Raw genomic sequence first — 13,220 nt, forward strand, 5'->3', positions numbered from 1 at the left:
AATGCGAAAAATCTGTTTCCAAATCCGCACGAAACTGTAAAACTTGCGGCAAATTCGTTGCAATCAGAGGTGGAGTGCGCTATAATGAAACCATCATCCGAAAGCACAGGAGGGGAAGTACCCTTCCGCTGAGAGAGGTGTCTGTTATGGATTTCAACAAGATCAAGGAAATGGGTCTGGAATATGCCGAAAAAGGCAAAAATGCAGCAATGGATCTGGCCGAGCGCGGCAAGACGCAGGCAAAGATCGTGAACGAGCAGACCAAGCTCGCCCGCGCACAGCGCCAGCTGGGTGCGCTGGTGTACAGCCTGGCCAAGGGCAACGAAGAGAACCAGCCCCTTGTGGATAAGTACATCGAGATGATCGATGCCATCGAAAAGAACCTGGCCGCTCTGCGCGAGAGCATCGGGACGCCCGCAGCGGAAGCTGCCCCGGAACCCGAAGCACCGGCGGACAGCGTGACCATCGAGTTCCCCATCGACGCACAGCCTGCTGCAGAGGAAAAGAAGACCTGCCCGCAGTGTGGTGCGCCGGTCTCGGACGATGCACTGTTCTGCAACAAGTGCGGCGCGCAGCTGTGACCTGAAATTGAAACAGCCCGAAGCGGGTGGTGTCCGTGCGGGATACCGCCCGTTTTTGTGCCAAAGTGTGAAAAATCTGGAAACATTTGGAGCGAAAAACCGGAAAATGCGCTTGTCCCCTTGAAAAATGGCGGATTCTGCGATACAATAAAGCCCTACTTTTGGAGCAGAAGGGAGCGCTTGCCCATGCTGGACTGGCCGGAGCGGGAGCACTATACGGCAGAGGACCTCATCGAGATCCTCCGCATCCTGCGCGACCCCGAAACGGGCTGTCCGTGGGACAGGGTGCAGACGCACCAGTCCATCCGGAAAAATTTTCTGGAGGAAACGTACGAGGCGCTGGAAGCCCTGGATGCCGACGACCCCGCGATGCTGCGGGAAGAGCTGGGCGACGTGTTGATGCAGGTAGCCTTCCATGCCGTCATGGAGGAGGAGCGGGGCCGGTTCGATTTTGAGCAGGTCTGCCGTGAGGTGTGCGAGAAGCTGGTGTTCCGTCACCCGAACATCTTTGCCTCCTCTGCGGCGGAAAATGCCGGTATAAACAGCTGGGATGCGCTCAAAAATAAGGAAAAGGGACGCCGGACGCTGGCCGATGAGCTGGGCACCGTACCGGCCACCCTGCCTGCTTTGATGTATGCTCAGAAACTGCAGAAGCGCGCCGCAGGCCATGGCCTCGGTGCAGTGGACCAGGAATGCGCGGCTGCTGCCCTGCGGGCGGCAGAACAGAACTGGGACGCCGCTGCACCGGAGGAGGCCGCCGCACGGGCGGGAGAGCTGCTGTTCGCAGCGGTCAACGCCATCCGGCTGGCCGGTGTGGACGCCGAAGAAGCACTGACCTTTGCCTCGAAGCGATTCCGGGACGAGCTGCTGGCCCCACAGGTGGGAGCAAACGGGTATCAGGCCGAAACGCCTGCTCCGATAGATAGAAAATGATGAGTACAAATTTTGTGGAGGTTTTACTATTATGACCAAGACTGATCTGATCGCACAGGTTGCGGCAAACACCGAAATGAGCAAGAAGAGCGCTGAGCTGGCTGTCAACGCTGCATTCGAGGCACTGGGCAAGGCCATGGCAGAGGGTGAGAAGATCACCATCTCCGGCTTCGGCACCTTCGAGATCCGTGAGCGCGCCGAGCGTCAGGGCATCAACCCCCGCACCCGCGAGCCCATCACCATTGCTGCTTCCCGCAGCATCGTGTTCAAGCCGGGCAAGGCTCTGAAGGACACCCTGTAAGAGAGAACCCACTGCCGCCGGAACCGTTTGGCCCGGCGGCTTTTTATATGGAGGTTTCCCATGCGATTGGACAAATACCTGAAAGTTTCGCGGCTCATCAAGCGCCGCACCGTAGCAAACGAGGTGGCCGATGCAGGCCGCATCCTCATCAACGGCAAGGTCGCCAAGGCCAGCCAGGCCGTCAAGGCGGGCGACCTCATCGAGGTCACCTTCGGCAACCGCCCCATCAAAGTCCGCGTACTCTCCGATGTGGAGCCCCGCACCAAGGATGTGGCGCGGGAGATGTACGAGATTCTTTCGGAATAAGACTGAGACAGAAAAAGCCTCCTGAATTGCACGAATGTGCCGTTCAGGAGGTTTTTGCATATTATAGCAGTTTGCGTTTTTAATGCACAAGCAACATCCGCAAACTGCATATCGCAAATATGCCGTGTTGATGGGCACTATTTTTGAAAATTGCGATAGAAATCAACCGAATGGATCGCAGCGTTTTCGAAAACGAGATAATCGTTGTATTCGTGGGTCAGCGCTTCTGTGTCGCGCTTTCCGCTTGGCTTGACGGAAAAGGAATCGCGAAACTTGTAAGCGCTGGGGACGGCAGGGGCGGGGAGAACTTGTTCGCAATGGGTATGCAGCTCCTTCAGAAGTTGGAGTTTATCACCGAAGAAGTCTTTTTTCAGAAGGATATGTGCGACCGGGAACGAAGAACCATCCCGATGCAGGACAACGACTTCACAGATATCGACCGCAGGATTTTGCAGAATAACGTTTTCGATATCAAACAGGTAATGCTTTTGGCTCTGAGCGTCGATAAAGTAATCGACCGCACGGCCAAGAACGTATACGAAGCCGTCCGCATCCAGGTAGCCGATATCACCCGTGTGGCCCCATTTCCGGCCTTGTTCATCTACCCGGAAAAATGCGTTTGTTGCATCCGGGTTCTGATAGTATTCTTTCATGCAGCAGGGCGTGGAGACCTGCAATTCACCCCGCTGGCCGTAAGGAAGCTCTTTTCCGGTATCGGGATCAAAGGCGCTGACCATGGCAAGAGGGAGAGGAATCCCTGTGGACCCGATCTTATTTCGAGGCCCGGCGGGGGTTTTATCGGAAGAGGTCGATGCAACTGTTGCGCCCAGTTCACACATGCCCCAGCCTTTTTGCAATCCGCAGCTGTAATGATGAGCAGAAAGAAATTCGTTAATCTGAAGTTCTGTTTCAGGCAGTAACTGCTCTCCACCGGTCATTGGACAAATCAAAAAAGACAAATCATGCTTGGAATCCAAATGTTCCATGGCGTAGAGCCACAGACTGGTTGCGCCAAAGATATAGTTGGGGGAGTATTTTTCAAGATCAGAAGTAAAGGTCTCCGGGCTGAACAGCGGCTCCAAAACACAAGACACCCCCAGACACAGAGGCATCAGAAGCGAAATGGAAATGCCGCTAGAGAACCAGATGGGAACGATGTGGAGGAATTTCTTCTGGCGGGAAACCTCTGGAAAACCCGTTTCGTATTGCGCGATGGTGGCATTGATGCCATCGTTTGTCAGCACGATGCCCTTCGATGCTCCGGTCGTGCCAGAAGAATAGACCATGACCACAGGGGTGTCTTTCTGATAAGGTGCTTCCGTTGGAGAAGCATAGGAACTACCCGTTTTGATGAAAGCAGACCAAAGAGAGTGTTTGGAATTCTCATGGAGAGCTTGTTTCAGCTCAGGCTCCAGAGGGCTTTTGAGTTCGGCAAGAATGCGGAGCGGAGCAGGGAGCGAAGCCGTGGCAGGAAGAACAACAAGATGCCGGATGCAAGTTTCGGACAAGATGGATGAAACGCTGGCGTAGAGCCTGTCCAGCACAAACAAAAACGCTGCGTTTGTTTCATTGATGCGGTCACGAATCTGGGCGGGCTGAAACATGGGATTGACGAAATTGGCCAGCGCGCCGATTTTGCTGCAGGCAAGAACGATATAAACGGCTTCGGGGGTTCCTGCGGTACAAAGCGTGACACAGTCTCCGGCCCGGACACCGTTGGAGAGCAGCGCTTTTGCGCAGGCTTCAACGTGTTCAAATAATTTTGAAAAAGTGATTTTCACACCAAAATATTCCAATGCGGTTTCGGTCAGGTGTTCTTTGTTGTGCTGGTAGATGTTTTGGTATACGGTACACGAAGCAGGTTGCGCATGAAGGGCCTCGGAACTGTAGTACTTCAACCAAGGCTTGTCAATGGATGGATACCCGGATATTTTTGTGTTGCACATAATGATTCCTCCCAATAAAAGATGAAATTAACCCTTTTGAGCAATTATAACCCAAAAGAGTTAATCTTTTCAAGAGCTTTTCGATATGCTTTTTCTAAAAAAGGAGAAAGCATCCATGAATATCGGAGAAGCAGTGAGGGAACGGATCATAGAACTGTGCCGAGAAAATGATATTTCGATTAACAAGCTGTGCACGATGAGTGGAGTTACACAGTCTACGGTGAACAACATCGTCAGCGGAAGAAACAATAGCGCAACGGTATCGACCATCAAGAAGCTATGCGATGGACTGGGAATCTCCATTGAAGATTTTTTCCATTCGGAGCTGTTCCGGAATCTGGAACAGGAAGTCAAATAACGAATAACGGCACTCTGCCCTTCATACAGTGAGAAAAAGGGGAGTTGTGCCATGAACAAGACCGCCGAAAAAACGCCCGCCCCGCCCCACGACCTGATTTTGGAAGGCCGTAGTAAACTGACGGTGACCGGTGTGAAGCGGGTGCTGCGGTGCGATGCCGACAGCGCCGCGATGGAAACGGGCAAGGGGGTGCTGCACCTGACGGGAGCCGAGCTGAACGTGACCAGCCTCGACCTGGAGAGCGGGGAGGTGCGCCTGACCGGCCGCATCGACGCGCTGGAATATACGGCCGAGCGGACGCCGGGCGGCCTGCTGCGCCGTCTGCTGCGCTGATGGCCCCGGCACTTCCGGCGGGGCTCATCGGGCGGGAGGCAGCAGCCTGCGTTCTGCTGGGGGCCGTTCTGGGCGGGGCAAGGGCGCTGTTCCCGGAAAAAGGCCGGGGGGCCTTTCTGCCGGACGTGCTGCTCGTAGGGGCGCTGCTGCTGGGGCTGCAGTCCTATGCGGCGTCGCTGAGCTTCGGCGGGGTGCTTCGGTGGTATCAGCTGGCGGCGGCCGTCTTTGGCGCGTGGGCGGCAGAACGTGTGCTGCGCTGGCCGGTGCGGGGTGCGCTCTTTGTGCTGGGGCTTCCGCTGCAAGGGGCCCGGCGGCTCCTTGCGCCGGTGCTGCTGGCCCGAAAAGTGCGTTCAAAACGTGCCAAAGAACGCCGGAACGCAAAAAGGAACGCAAAAAAACAAAAAAAGAACTTGCCAAGACCACAGCGGATGTTGTATAATTCTAACGTATCAAAGTAAGACCACAGGCGCATCGGGCCTGCTGATTTCAGGGGGCACTGAGGTATGACGAATCCGAGCCGCAAAAAACGCAGAAAGAACACGGTGCTGCGCACGGTGTTCCGGCTGTTCTTTCTTTTGCTGCTGCTGAGTATGCTGGCAGCATACATCTCCAATCAGGTGGCCATCAGCTCCAAGCGCGCCGAGCTGCAGACCCTGAACGAGCAGATCGAACAGCAGCAGACCAAAAATGAGGAGCTGCAGCGCATCCTCAGCGGCGACGCGGATGACGTGACCGAATGGGTCGCCCGTGATTCTTACAACTACGCCGCCCCCAACGAGCGCATCTTTGTGGATGTGACCGGCAACTGAGGGCGGGTCCTCCGGGAGGGTCTGCGGCCCGCCCCGGAACAGCCACCCAAAAAGAGAGCAAGGAGTATTGAGTTTTGGCGATTGAGGTAGGGAACGTATTTGAAGGCCGTGTGACCGGCGTGAAGCCGTTCGGCGCATTTGTTGCGCTGCCGGAGGGCCGGGTGGGCATGGTCCACATTTCCGAAGTGTCCAATGAATATGTGCAGGACATCAACACCGTCCTGCACGACGGCGATACCGTGAAGGTGCAGGTCATCCAGGTGGCACCGGATGGCAAGATCGCATTGTCCATCAAGCGGCTGCTGCCGCGCCCGGCCCGCACGGACCGCGGCCCCCGCCCCGGCGGCCCGCGCAGCGGTGCCCCGCGTGAGGGCGGACATTTCGGCGGTTCCCGCGGCGGCGGACGCCCCCCGCGTGAGGGCGGCAGAGGCCCGGCCCGCGAGGCTGCGCCCCGCGTCTGGCAGCCCAAAGCGCCCGCCAAGAGCGACAACCTGAGCTTTGAGGATATGATGAGCCGCTTCAAGAGCCAGAGCGAAGAGAAGATGGCCGACCTGGACCACGAGACCAACAACCGCCGTGGCGGCGGTTATGCCCCGCGCTCCCGCCGCGGCCGCTGAACCCAATGAACTGATCGGGCCTGTCCCCAGCCGGGACGGGCCTGTTTTTGTGAACTGCGCCCCGGCGCAAGAAAGGAACGCTAAATGCCTGCAAAATTTGAACTGATCGCGCCCTGCTTCTTCGGCTGTGAGTCCACGGCCAACTTCGAGCTGCGCCGCATCGGCGCGGAGAACATCCGGGTCAGCGACGGCCGCCTGACCTTTGAGGGCGGTGCGGAGATGATCGCAGCCGCAAACCTCAACCTGCGCACCGTTGAGCGCGTCATGCTGCTGCTGAACACCTACCCGGCCTCCACCTTCGATGAGCTGTTCGATGGGGTATACGCCATCCCCTGGGAGGAGCTGCTCCCCGCCGATGCGGCCTTCCCCGTCACCGGTTCGTCCCTGAACAGCCAGCTGACCAGTGTGCCCGCCTGCCAGAGCATCATCAAGAAGGCCGTGGTCAAGCGGCTGATGACCAAGCACCACACCTCCGTTCTGCCGGAGACCGGTGCGGAGTATAAGATCCGCTTCATGCTGCGCAAGAACGTCTGCGAGATCATGCTGGACACCACCGGCGACGGCCTGCACAAGCGCGGCTACCGCCGCAACGCCATGGAGGCCCCCATCCGCGAGACGCTGGCGGCGACCATCGCCGACCTGGGCCGTGTCCGCCGCGACAGCCTTGTGGAAGACCCTTTCTGCGGCAGCGGCACCCTGCTCATCGAAGCAGCCCAGAAGGCCATGAACATCGCCCCCGGCTTGAAGCGCCGCTTTGCCGCCGAGCGGTACAGCTTCGTGCCTGCGTCCATCTGGGCGGAGCAGCGCCAGAAGGCTCTGGCCGAATCCAAACTGGATGTCGGTTTTGAGGCCTTCGGCTACGACATCGACCCCGCCGCCGTGGCGCTGGCCAACGCCAACGCCAAGCTGGCCGGTGTGGAAAAGCGCTGTCACTTCGAGGTGGCCGATGTGGCGGCCTTTGAGGCCAGACCCGAAGCCATCGTCCTGACCAATCCCCCGTACGGCGAGCGGATGAGCACCATCGAGGGGGCCGCCCAGCTGGCCCGGACGCTGGGCCGCCAGATGGAAGCCCACCCCTGCGCGGGCGTCTACGCCATCACCGCTGACATGGAGTTCGAGAGCCACTACGGCAAACGGGCCAACAAGCGCCGCAAGATGTACAACGGCATGATCCCCTGCCAGCTGTATATGTACTACGAGGCCCCGAAGTTTGAGCACAAGGCGAAGCCCATGCCCAAACAGGGCTTTGACGGCAAGCGTTCCACCGGCCGTTTCGAGAAAAAATAAACAAAAGTAATGCTTTACAACCGCACTGAACGGGAAAGTTTGGTGCGGCTGTTGCTTTTCCGGGGCTGACAAGGTGCGAATCTTTTACATTTCGTCAGTTGCATCCAAGACCGAAAAAGGGTATACTTGTACCATTGTAAGAACATGCAGCGCGAGGCTGCTGGAAAGGGAGGACGGCAATGGAAGGGCGCATGAGACCTTATCTTCCGGAGCTTACCATCCGCGATTATAACACATATCTGTGGTATCTGCGGGGGGTGCGCTGGCAGATGAGACGCAGCTACGGGTTCTACTCCTGTCGGCTGCTGCAATACAACGGTGTGCTGTTCGCGCTTCTGGCGGACAGTCTGGCCGGCCGGTCAGCCACCTGCGTCAACCAGCGCCTGCCCGGTACACTCTGCTACAGGCAGATGATGTGCCAGACCCAGGGCATCCGCCTGGCGGCACAGGTGGAAGTGATGATGGGCTGGCATAAGCTGCAGGACCGCCGCTGGGACGAGCTGCCGCTCCGGAGCCAGCTGTTCCGCGCGGTGGACCACGCTCTCCTGCGCCGCGCCTACGAGAAGGCTGTGAGCGAAAACCCTGCGCTGGAACGTTTGTTTGGGCAGGAACAGGCACAGGCTGTGGTCCAGATGAACCTGAACGCGAAGAACTACGGCGTGGCAGCGGAGCCGATGAGCAACATCTACGGTGCGCTCTACTCTACCCTCGCCACCGATGACCCCAGCCAGCGCAAGAGCATGCGCTACATCGGCAGCTGCATCGGGCGGGTGTTCTATCTGCTGGATAAGGCCAGCCGGGTGGAAAAGGACCGCAAGGTGGGCCGGTACAATGTGTTTCTGATCAACGGCATCAACGAGAAGGATGCTGCCATGGAAAATGCCCGGCGGCAGGCGCTGGCCGCAGCGAACGACCTGGTCCGCGCCTACGGGATGCTGGACGTCAAGCTGAACAAGTCACTCATCGACAACATCATGATCCTCGGCCTGCGCCATGCGGTGGACCCGCTGGACGCCGGGAACCAGCCGGTGCGCTGGGAGCTGCCGTGAAGGGCCGCAGGAGCTGGGCTATGGCCTACTGCGGCATGGCGGCGGCGCTGAGCGTCGCGCTGATGCTGCTGGGGGCCGTGGTGCCGGTGCTGATGTTCCTTGCACCGGCCGCAGCCAGCCTGCTCATCGCTACGGTCTGCATGGAGTGCGGCATGAAGATGGCCCTTACGGCCTACGGCGCGGTGAGCCTGCTCAGCCTGCTGTTCGTGCCGGACAAAGAGGTGGCTCTCGTCTTCGTCTTTCTGCTGGGGTACTACCCGCTGGTCAAGCCGAAGTTCGAACGCATCCGCCCAAAGCTGCTGCGGGGCGTGTGCAAGCTGCTGCTCTGCAATGGGGCGCTGGCGGCGATGTACGGGCTGGTGCTGCTGCTCGTTCCGGCGGGCAGCATCTCGCAGGAGCTGCGCACCACAGCGTGGGTCGTCTCGCTGAGCACACTGGCCATGGGCAATGTGGCCTTTCTGCTCTACGACCGGGCCATCCATAATCTATTGCAGGTCTACCGCCTGGTCTGGCAGCCAAGGCTGCATAAGATGCTGGGGAGGTGACCCTCTCAGGCAAAGCCATCAGGCGAGCGCAGCGAGACTGAGAGGGCATCGAAAGAAGGAATGTGGACTTTTTGTTGACACAAAGCGCCGGGCCACGCGGGTGACAGCCGTGAGGGTGACGAGGAGAGGAATCATCGAACGATTCGGCGGATGTTTCTCCGGTCGAACAGGCTATACCGATCGCAGCAAGGGGCAAAAAGCGGCAGCAATACCGTAACAGATCCTCTTTCACGCAAGCCATACAAGAACATAAACTGGAAGAGAAGCTGACAGCTGTTCTGTGCGCATGTTGAGCGCCGGGCTGTCGGTCTGGAGGTATTTTGTATGTGTGGCATTGTTGGTTATGTTGGCAAACGCAACGCGCAGAACGTTCTGCTGGATGGTCTGGAAAAGCTGGAGTACCGCGGCTATGACTCCACCGGTGTCGCGCTGGCACTGGACGGCGGCATCCGCGTGGTCAAGAGCAAGGGCCGCCTGGCCGAGCTGCGCAAAAAGCTGGAATTGCAGGCCCTGGCCGAGAGCGGCTGCGGCATCGGCCATACCCGCTGGGCCACCCACGGCGAACCCAGCGATGTGAACAGCCATCCGCATTCGACGCCGCGTGTGAGCATCGTGCACAACGGCATCATTGAAAATTACGGCATCCTGAAAGAGCGGCTCATCGCAAAGGGCTACACCTTTGAGAGCGAGACCGACACCGAAGTGCTGGTCAAGCTCATCGACAGCTGCTACGAGGGCGAGCCGCTGCAGGCCATCCACGAGGCTCTGAGCATGGTGCGCGGCAGCTACGCGCTGGCCGTGCTCTTCCGGGATTTCCCGGATACCGTCTTTGCCGTCAAGCGGGAGAGCCCGCTCATCGTCGGCTGGGGCGAAGGGGAAAACTTCGTGGCGTCGGATATCCCGGCCCTGCTCAAGTATACCCGCCGCTACAGCGTTCTCGAAGAGGGCGACCTTGCCGTCGTGACGCGGGAGTGCATCCGCTTCTACAACGAGTTCGCCGAGCCGGTGGAGCGGGAGATCCTGACCGCCGATTGGGACATGGAAGCGGCGGAAAAGGGCGGTTATCCACACTTTATGCTCAAGGAGATCAACGAGCAGCCCGCCGCCATCACGGCAACGGTCAGCCCCCGCGTGGAGGACGGCCTGCCCGACCTGCGCATCCCGGAGCTGTCGGATGAAAAGCTGCGGGACATCGGCACCATCCATCTGGTGGCCTGCGGCACGGCCATGCACGCGGGCATGGTGGGCAAGGCGGCCATCGAGACGCTGGCCCGCGTCCCCGCCGAAGTGGACATCGCCAGCGAGTTCCGTTACCGCGACCCCATCCTGAACAAAAACGATCTGGTCATCATCATCAGCCAGTCGGGTGAGACCAGCGACACACTGGCGGCTCTCAAGCTGGCAAAGAGCCGGGGTGTGCCGGTGCTGGCCATCGTCAACGTGGTGGGCAGCTCCATTGCCCGCGCGGCAGACTATGTGCTCTATACCTACGCCGGGCCGGAGATCGCGGTGGCCTCCACCAAGGCTTACATGGTGCAGATGTGTGTGCTGTACCTCTTTGCGCTGCGGCTGGCCTATGCGCGCGGTGCCCAGACCGAGGCCGAGACCCGCCGCCTGACCGCAGAGCTTCTCCGCGCCAGCGAGGTCATCAAGCCCCGCCTGGCCGACTGCGAACAGATCAAGTACCTGGCCAGCCGGTTCGTCAACACCCAGAGCTGCTTCTTCATCGGGCGCGGGTTCGATTATTCGCTTTCGCTGGAAGGCAGCCTGAAGCTGAAGGAGATCAGCTACGTTCACTCGGACGCCTACGCTGCCGGTGAGCTCAAGCACGGCACCATCAGCCTCATCACGGACGGTGTGCCGGTCATCGCGCTGGCCACCCAGAAAAAGGTCTACGAAAAGACCATCTCCAACGCCAAGGAGACCAAGAGCCGGGGCGCGAAGGTCCTGCTCTTCACGACGAAAGACGCCGTGGTGCCGGACGGCGTGGCAGACTATGTTGTCCGTCTGGACGATTACGACGACCTGCTCATGCCGCTGCAGCTCATCGTGCCGCTGCAGCTGTTCGCCTACTATATGGCTGTGCTGCGTGGCTGCGACGTGGATAAGCCCCGCAACCTGGCCAAGAGCGTGACCGTGGAATAAAAACAGACGCCTCCGGATGGAGTGTGCCCCTCCCATGGAATAGGGAGGGCGCGCAGACCGTCCGGAGGCGTTTTGAATGGACAGCAAACAAAGGCCGTTCCCGTGCATTGTGCAGGGGAGCGGCCTTGCGTGTTTATGAGGTCAGACAGCGGCCTTTTTGCTCCGCCGTTCGAGGGCGAGGAAGAAGCAGACGTTCAGCACGATGCCCACCACGGTGGAGGTGGGGGCCGCCAGACCGATCATGGTCAGGTTGGCGTTGGGCTGAATGCTCATGATGTAGGCCATGGGCAGGCGGACGAGCAGGGTCTGCACCAGGCCCTGGACCATGACCCAGACGGTCTTGTCGCTGCCGTTGAAGTAGCCCACCATGCTGAACAGCACGGCGGTGGCAAGCGTTTCGGGTGCAAAGCCCTTCAGGTAGGCAAAGGCGTTTTGGATGACGGCAGCGTCGGTGGTGAAGACATTGGAGAGCAGATCGCCCCGGAAGAAAACGAGGGCGAACATCGCGCAGCCGAAGGCCAGACCGATGCCGATGCCGGTGAACATGGCCTTTTTGGCGCGCTTGGGGTTGCCCGCACCCATGTTCTGGGAGACGAAGGATGCCATGGACTGCATGAGCGAGCTGGGGATGAGCATGGCAAAGTTGACGATCTTGCAGGCGACGCCGTAGCCGGAGGAAGCCTCCAGACCCAGCCGGTTGACGAACGCGCAGAGGGCCAGGAAGGAAAGCTGGGTCAGAAACTCCTGCAGCGCCAGCGGCAGGCCGATGCTCAGGAACTTGCGGCTCTGCAGGTTCAGCCGGAAGTCAGACTTGCGGATCGTGAAGGGGAGCTTTTTCTTGAGCAGGATGACCACGGCGCAGACGACACTGACGGCCTGCGCCGCTACGGTGGCAATGGCGGCACCGGCGGCATCGAGGTGGAAACCGGCGACCAGAACGAGGTCGCCAATGATGTTGACGACGCAGGCCACCAGAACAAAGAGCAGGGGCGACTTGCTGTCGCCCAGGCCGCGGAAGACGGCGGCCAGCAGGTTGTATGCCACGATGAAGAAGATGCCGGAACCGCAGATGCGGACGTAGCTGGCAGTCAGGGCCACAGCTTCGGCGGGGGCCTGCATCAGCACCGAGATGCTGCGCGCAAAACCGACCATCACAACGAAGAGCACGGCGGAGAGAAGGGTAAACACGACGGCCGCACCGCCGATGACCGAGCCGATGAGCTCCGGCTTTTTCTCACCCAGATACCGGGCAATGAGGACCGTGACGCCCATGGCCAGCTGGGTGACGACGAAGGTGACGAGGTTGAGCACCTGGCTGCCGGTGGAGACCGCCGACAGGCCGATGGTGGAGCCGAACCGGCCCACGACCAGCAGGTCTACCGCGCCATAGGCCGCCTGCAGCACCAGTGCGCCCAGGATGGGGAGCATGAAGGCAGCCAGCTTTTTCAGGATGCTGCCCTGCGTAAAATCGTTTTTCTCAGATCTCAAGGGAAGTTCTCCTTTCGCAAAACACTTGGTGGAATGCTTCAATGGTGCGGATAGTCGTTTCAACATCCGCTTCCGGGACGCCTTGCAGGCAGGGGACTAGCGCGTCAAAAAACTGCTTGTCGTATGTCTGCGAGAGCTGTGCCCCGGCTTCGGTAATGGAAAGGTAGGTCACCCGGCCGTCCTCTGCCGAGGCGGTCTTTTTCAGGTAGCCTTTGGCCTCCATCTCCTTCACAGTGCGGGTCACGCCGGGGCGGGGCAGGTTCAGTGCGTCGCTCAGGTCGGACACCTTGACCTGCACACCCTGCTGCTCCAGCTTCTGGATGCTGTCCAGATAGTGGATGTAGGACGGCATAACGCCCTTTGGCAGCGGCGGGAGCAGATCCCGCACCCGCTTGGCCTGATAGCATGCGTCCATCATCCGCTTGATGAGTTCGACAGTCATGGCAGTTCCCCCTCAAATAATTACCAAAGCTAATTACCGTAGATAATTATAAGCAGAAATGAGAACTTGTCAAGAGTTTT

16 protein-coding genes are annotated in these 13,220 nt (G+C 59.3%); 13 read left to right on the forward strand and 3 right to left on the reverse strand.

Features of this window, described 5'->3' with window-relative positions; translation table 11 throughout:
• Positions 1–146: 146 nt before the first annotated feature.
• The 4 genes from DWY95_RS01910 to DWY95_RS01925 all read left to right on the forward strand — a co-directional run bounded on the left by DWY95_RS01910 (position 147) and on the right by DWY95_RS01925 (position 2,121).
• A complete protein-coding gene (locus DWY95_RS01910) occupies positions 147–581 on the forward strand; it encodes a zinc ribbon domain-containing protein (RefSeq protein WP_097792551.1) in 435 nt (144 codons plus the stop codon).
• A 186-nt stretch (positions 582–767) separates the two neighbouring features.
• Entirely contained in the window at positions 768–1,514 is a 747-nt protein-coding gene (locus tag DWY95_RS01915) for a MazG family protein (protein ID WP_118551857.1), read from the forward strand.
• 31 nt (positions 1,515–1,545) lie between these two features.
• Complete coding sequence (locus DWY95_RS01920; RefSeq protein WP_097792549.1) at positions 1,546–1,815, forward strand: HU family DNA-binding protein; 270 nt, start codon at positions 1,546–1,548, stop codon at positions 1,813–1,815.
• A gap of 60 nt (positions 1,816–1,875) precedes the next feature.
• Positions 1,876–2,121 (forward strand): RNA-binding S4 domain-containing protein, encoded by a 246-nt coding sequence (locus DWY95_RS01925; RefSeq protein WP_097792548.1) that lies wholly within the window; start codon positions 1,876–1,878, stop codon positions 2,119–2,121.
• A 137-nt stretch (positions 2,122–2,258) separates the two neighbouring features.
• Here the strand turns inward: DWY95_RS01925 and DWY95_RS01930 are convergent, their stop codons facing one another.
• Entirely contained in the window at positions 2,259–4,067 is a 1,809-nt protein-coding gene (locus DWY95_RS01930; RefSeq protein ID WP_118551859.1) for a class I adenylate-forming enzyme family protein, read from the reverse strand.
• A 115-nt stretch (positions 4,068–4,182) separates the two neighbouring features.
• Between DWY95_RS01930 and DWY95_RS01935 the strand changes: the two genes are divergently transcribed.
• From DWY95_RS01935 to glmS, 9 genes are all read left to right on the forward strand, one after another.
• Positions 4,183–4,425: a helix-turn-helix transcriptional regulator gene (locus DWY95_RS01935; protein ID WP_118551861.1), complete on the forward strand. Its 243-nt coding sequence runs from the start codon at positions 4,183–4,185 to the stop codon at positions 4,423–4,425.
• A 51-nt stretch (positions 4,426–4,476) separates the two neighbouring features.
• Complete coding sequence (locus tag DWY95_RS01940) at positions 4,477–4,758, forward strand: YabP/YqfC family sporulation protein (RefSeq protein ID WP_097792547.1); 282 nt, start codon at positions 4,477–4,479, stop codon at positions 4,756–4,758.
• Complete coding sequence (locus DWY95_RS01945) at positions 4,758–5,216, forward strand: hypothetical protein (RefSeq protein WP_243082515.1); 459 nt, start codon at positions 4,758–4,760, stop codon at positions 5,214–5,216. The genes DWY95_RS01940 and DWY95_RS01945 overlap by 1 nt, the downstream gene beginning before the upstream one ends.
• Before the next feature lie 45 nt (positions 5,217–5,261).
• Positions 5,262–5,567, forward strand: coding sequence for a septum formation initiator family protein (locus DWY95_RS01950; protein ID WP_097792545.1), 306 nt, complete (start codon positions 5,262–5,264; stop codon positions 5,565–5,567).
• A 74-nt stretch (positions 5,568–5,641) separates the two neighbouring features.
• Positions 5,642–6,184: a S1 RNA-binding domain-containing protein gene (locus DWY95_RS01955; protein ID WP_118551863.1), complete on the forward strand. Its 543-nt coding sequence runs from the start codon at positions 5,642–5,644 to the stop codon at positions 6,182–6,184.
• Between the two features lie 84 nt (positions 6,185–6,268).
• On the forward strand, positions 6,269–7,471 hold the full coding sequence (locus tag DWY95_RS01960; protein ID WP_097792543.1) for a class I SAM-dependent RNA methyltransferase: 1,203 nt from the start codon (positions 6,269–6,271) through the stop codon (positions 7,469–7,471).
• A 191-nt stretch (positions 7,472–7,662) separates the two neighbouring features.
• Positions 7,663–8,520, forward strand: a complete 858-nt coding sequence (locus DWY95_RS01965; RefSeq protein ID WP_243082518.1) for a DUF5685 family protein — start codon at positions 7,663–7,665, stop codon at positions 8,518–8,520.
• Entirely contained in the window at positions 8,517–9,065 is a 549-nt protein-coding gene (locus tag DWY95_RS01970) for a hypothetical protein (protein ID WP_118551867.1), read from the forward strand. The genes DWY95_RS01965 and DWY95_RS01970 overlap by 4 nt, the downstream gene beginning before the upstream one ends.
• Before the next feature lie 324 nt (positions 9,066–9,389).
• The gene (glmS, locus tag DWY95_RS01975) at positions 9,390–11,210 is read left to right on the forward strand and encodes a glutamine--fructose-6-phosphate transaminase (isomerizing) (protein WP_118551869.1); all 1,821 of its coding nucleotides are present in this window, start codon (positions 9,390–9,392) and stop codon (positions 11,208–11,210) included.
• 141 nt (positions 11,211–11,351) lie between these two features.
• On the opposite strand, the gene DWY95_RS01980 is transcribed toward glmS, so the two are convergent.
• Entirely contained in the window at positions 11,352–12,698 is a 1,347-nt protein-coding gene (locus DWY95_RS01980) for an MATE family efflux transporter (RefSeq protein ID WP_118551871.1), read from the reverse strand.
• The gene (locus DWY95_RS01985; RefSeq protein WP_118551873.1) at positions 12,688–13,140 is read right to left on the reverse strand and encodes a MarR family transcriptional regulator; all 453 of its coding nucleotides are present in this window, start codon (positions 13,138–13,140) and stop codon (positions 12,688–12,690) included. Before DWY95_RS01985 ends, DWY95_RS01980 begins: the two co-directional genes overlap by 11 nt.
• Positions 13,141–13,220 lie beyond the last annotated feature (80 nt).

Origin of the sequence: Faecalibacterium sp. AF28-13AC, from assembly GCF_003478405.1 — a bacterium.
Lineage (GTDB): Bacteria > Bacillota > Clostridia > Oscillospirales > Ruminococcaceae > Faecalibacterium > Faecalibacterium prausnitzii_E.

Bases quoted from the DNA above. Each gene is read 5' to 3' on its own strand.
- DWY95_RS01910 (WP_097792551.1), top strand. From the start codon at position 147: ATGGATTTCAACAAGATCAAGGAAATGGGTCTGGAATATGCCGAAAAA.
- DWY95_RS01915 (WP_118551857.1), top strand. From the start codon at position 768: ATGCTGGACTGGCCGGAGCGGGAGCACTATACGGCAGAGGACCTCATC.
- DWY95_RS01920 (WP_097792549.1), top strand. From the start codon at position 1,546: ATGACCAAGACTGATCTGATCGCACAGGTTGCGGCAAACACCGAAATG.
- DWY95_RS01925 (WP_097792548.1), top strand. From the start codon at position 1,876: ATGCGATTGGACAAATACCTGAAAGTTTCGCGGCTCATCAAGCGCCGC.
- DWY95_RS01930 (WP_118551859.1), bottom strand. From the start codon at position 4,067: ATGTGCAACACAAAAATATCCGGGTATCCATCCATTGACAAGCCTTGG.
- DWY95_RS01935 (WP_118551861.1), top strand. From the start codon at position 4,183: ATGAATATCGGAGAAGCAGTGAGGGAACGGATCATAGAACTGTGCCGA.
- DWY95_RS01940 (WP_097792547.1), top strand. From the start codon at position 4,477: ATGAACAAGACCGCCGAAAAAACGCCCGCCCCGCCCCACGACCTGATT.
- DWY95_RS01945 (WP_243082515.1), top strand. From the start codon at position 4,758: ATGGCCCCGGCACTTCCGGCGGGGCTCATCGGGCGGGAGGCAGCAGCC.
- DWY95_RS01950 (WP_097792545.1), top strand. From the start codon at position 5,262: ATGACGAATCCGAGCCGCAAAAAACGCAGAAAGAACACGGTGCTGCGC.
- DWY95_RS01960 (WP_097792543.1), top strand. From the start codon at position 6,269: ATGCCTGCAAAATTTGAACTGATCGCGCCCTGCTTCTTCGGCTGTGAG.
- DWY95_RS01965 (WP_243082518.1), top strand. From the start codon at position 7,663: ATGAGACCTTATCTTCCGGAGCTTACCATCCGCGATTATAACACATAT.
- glmS (WP_118551869.1), top strand. From the start codon at position 9,390: ATGTGTGGCATTGTTGGTTATGTTGGCAAACGCAACGCGCAGAACGTT.
- DWY95_RS01985 (WP_118551873.1), bottom strand. From the start codon at position 13,140: ATGACTGTCGAACTCATCAAGCGGATGATGGACGCATGCTATCAGGCC.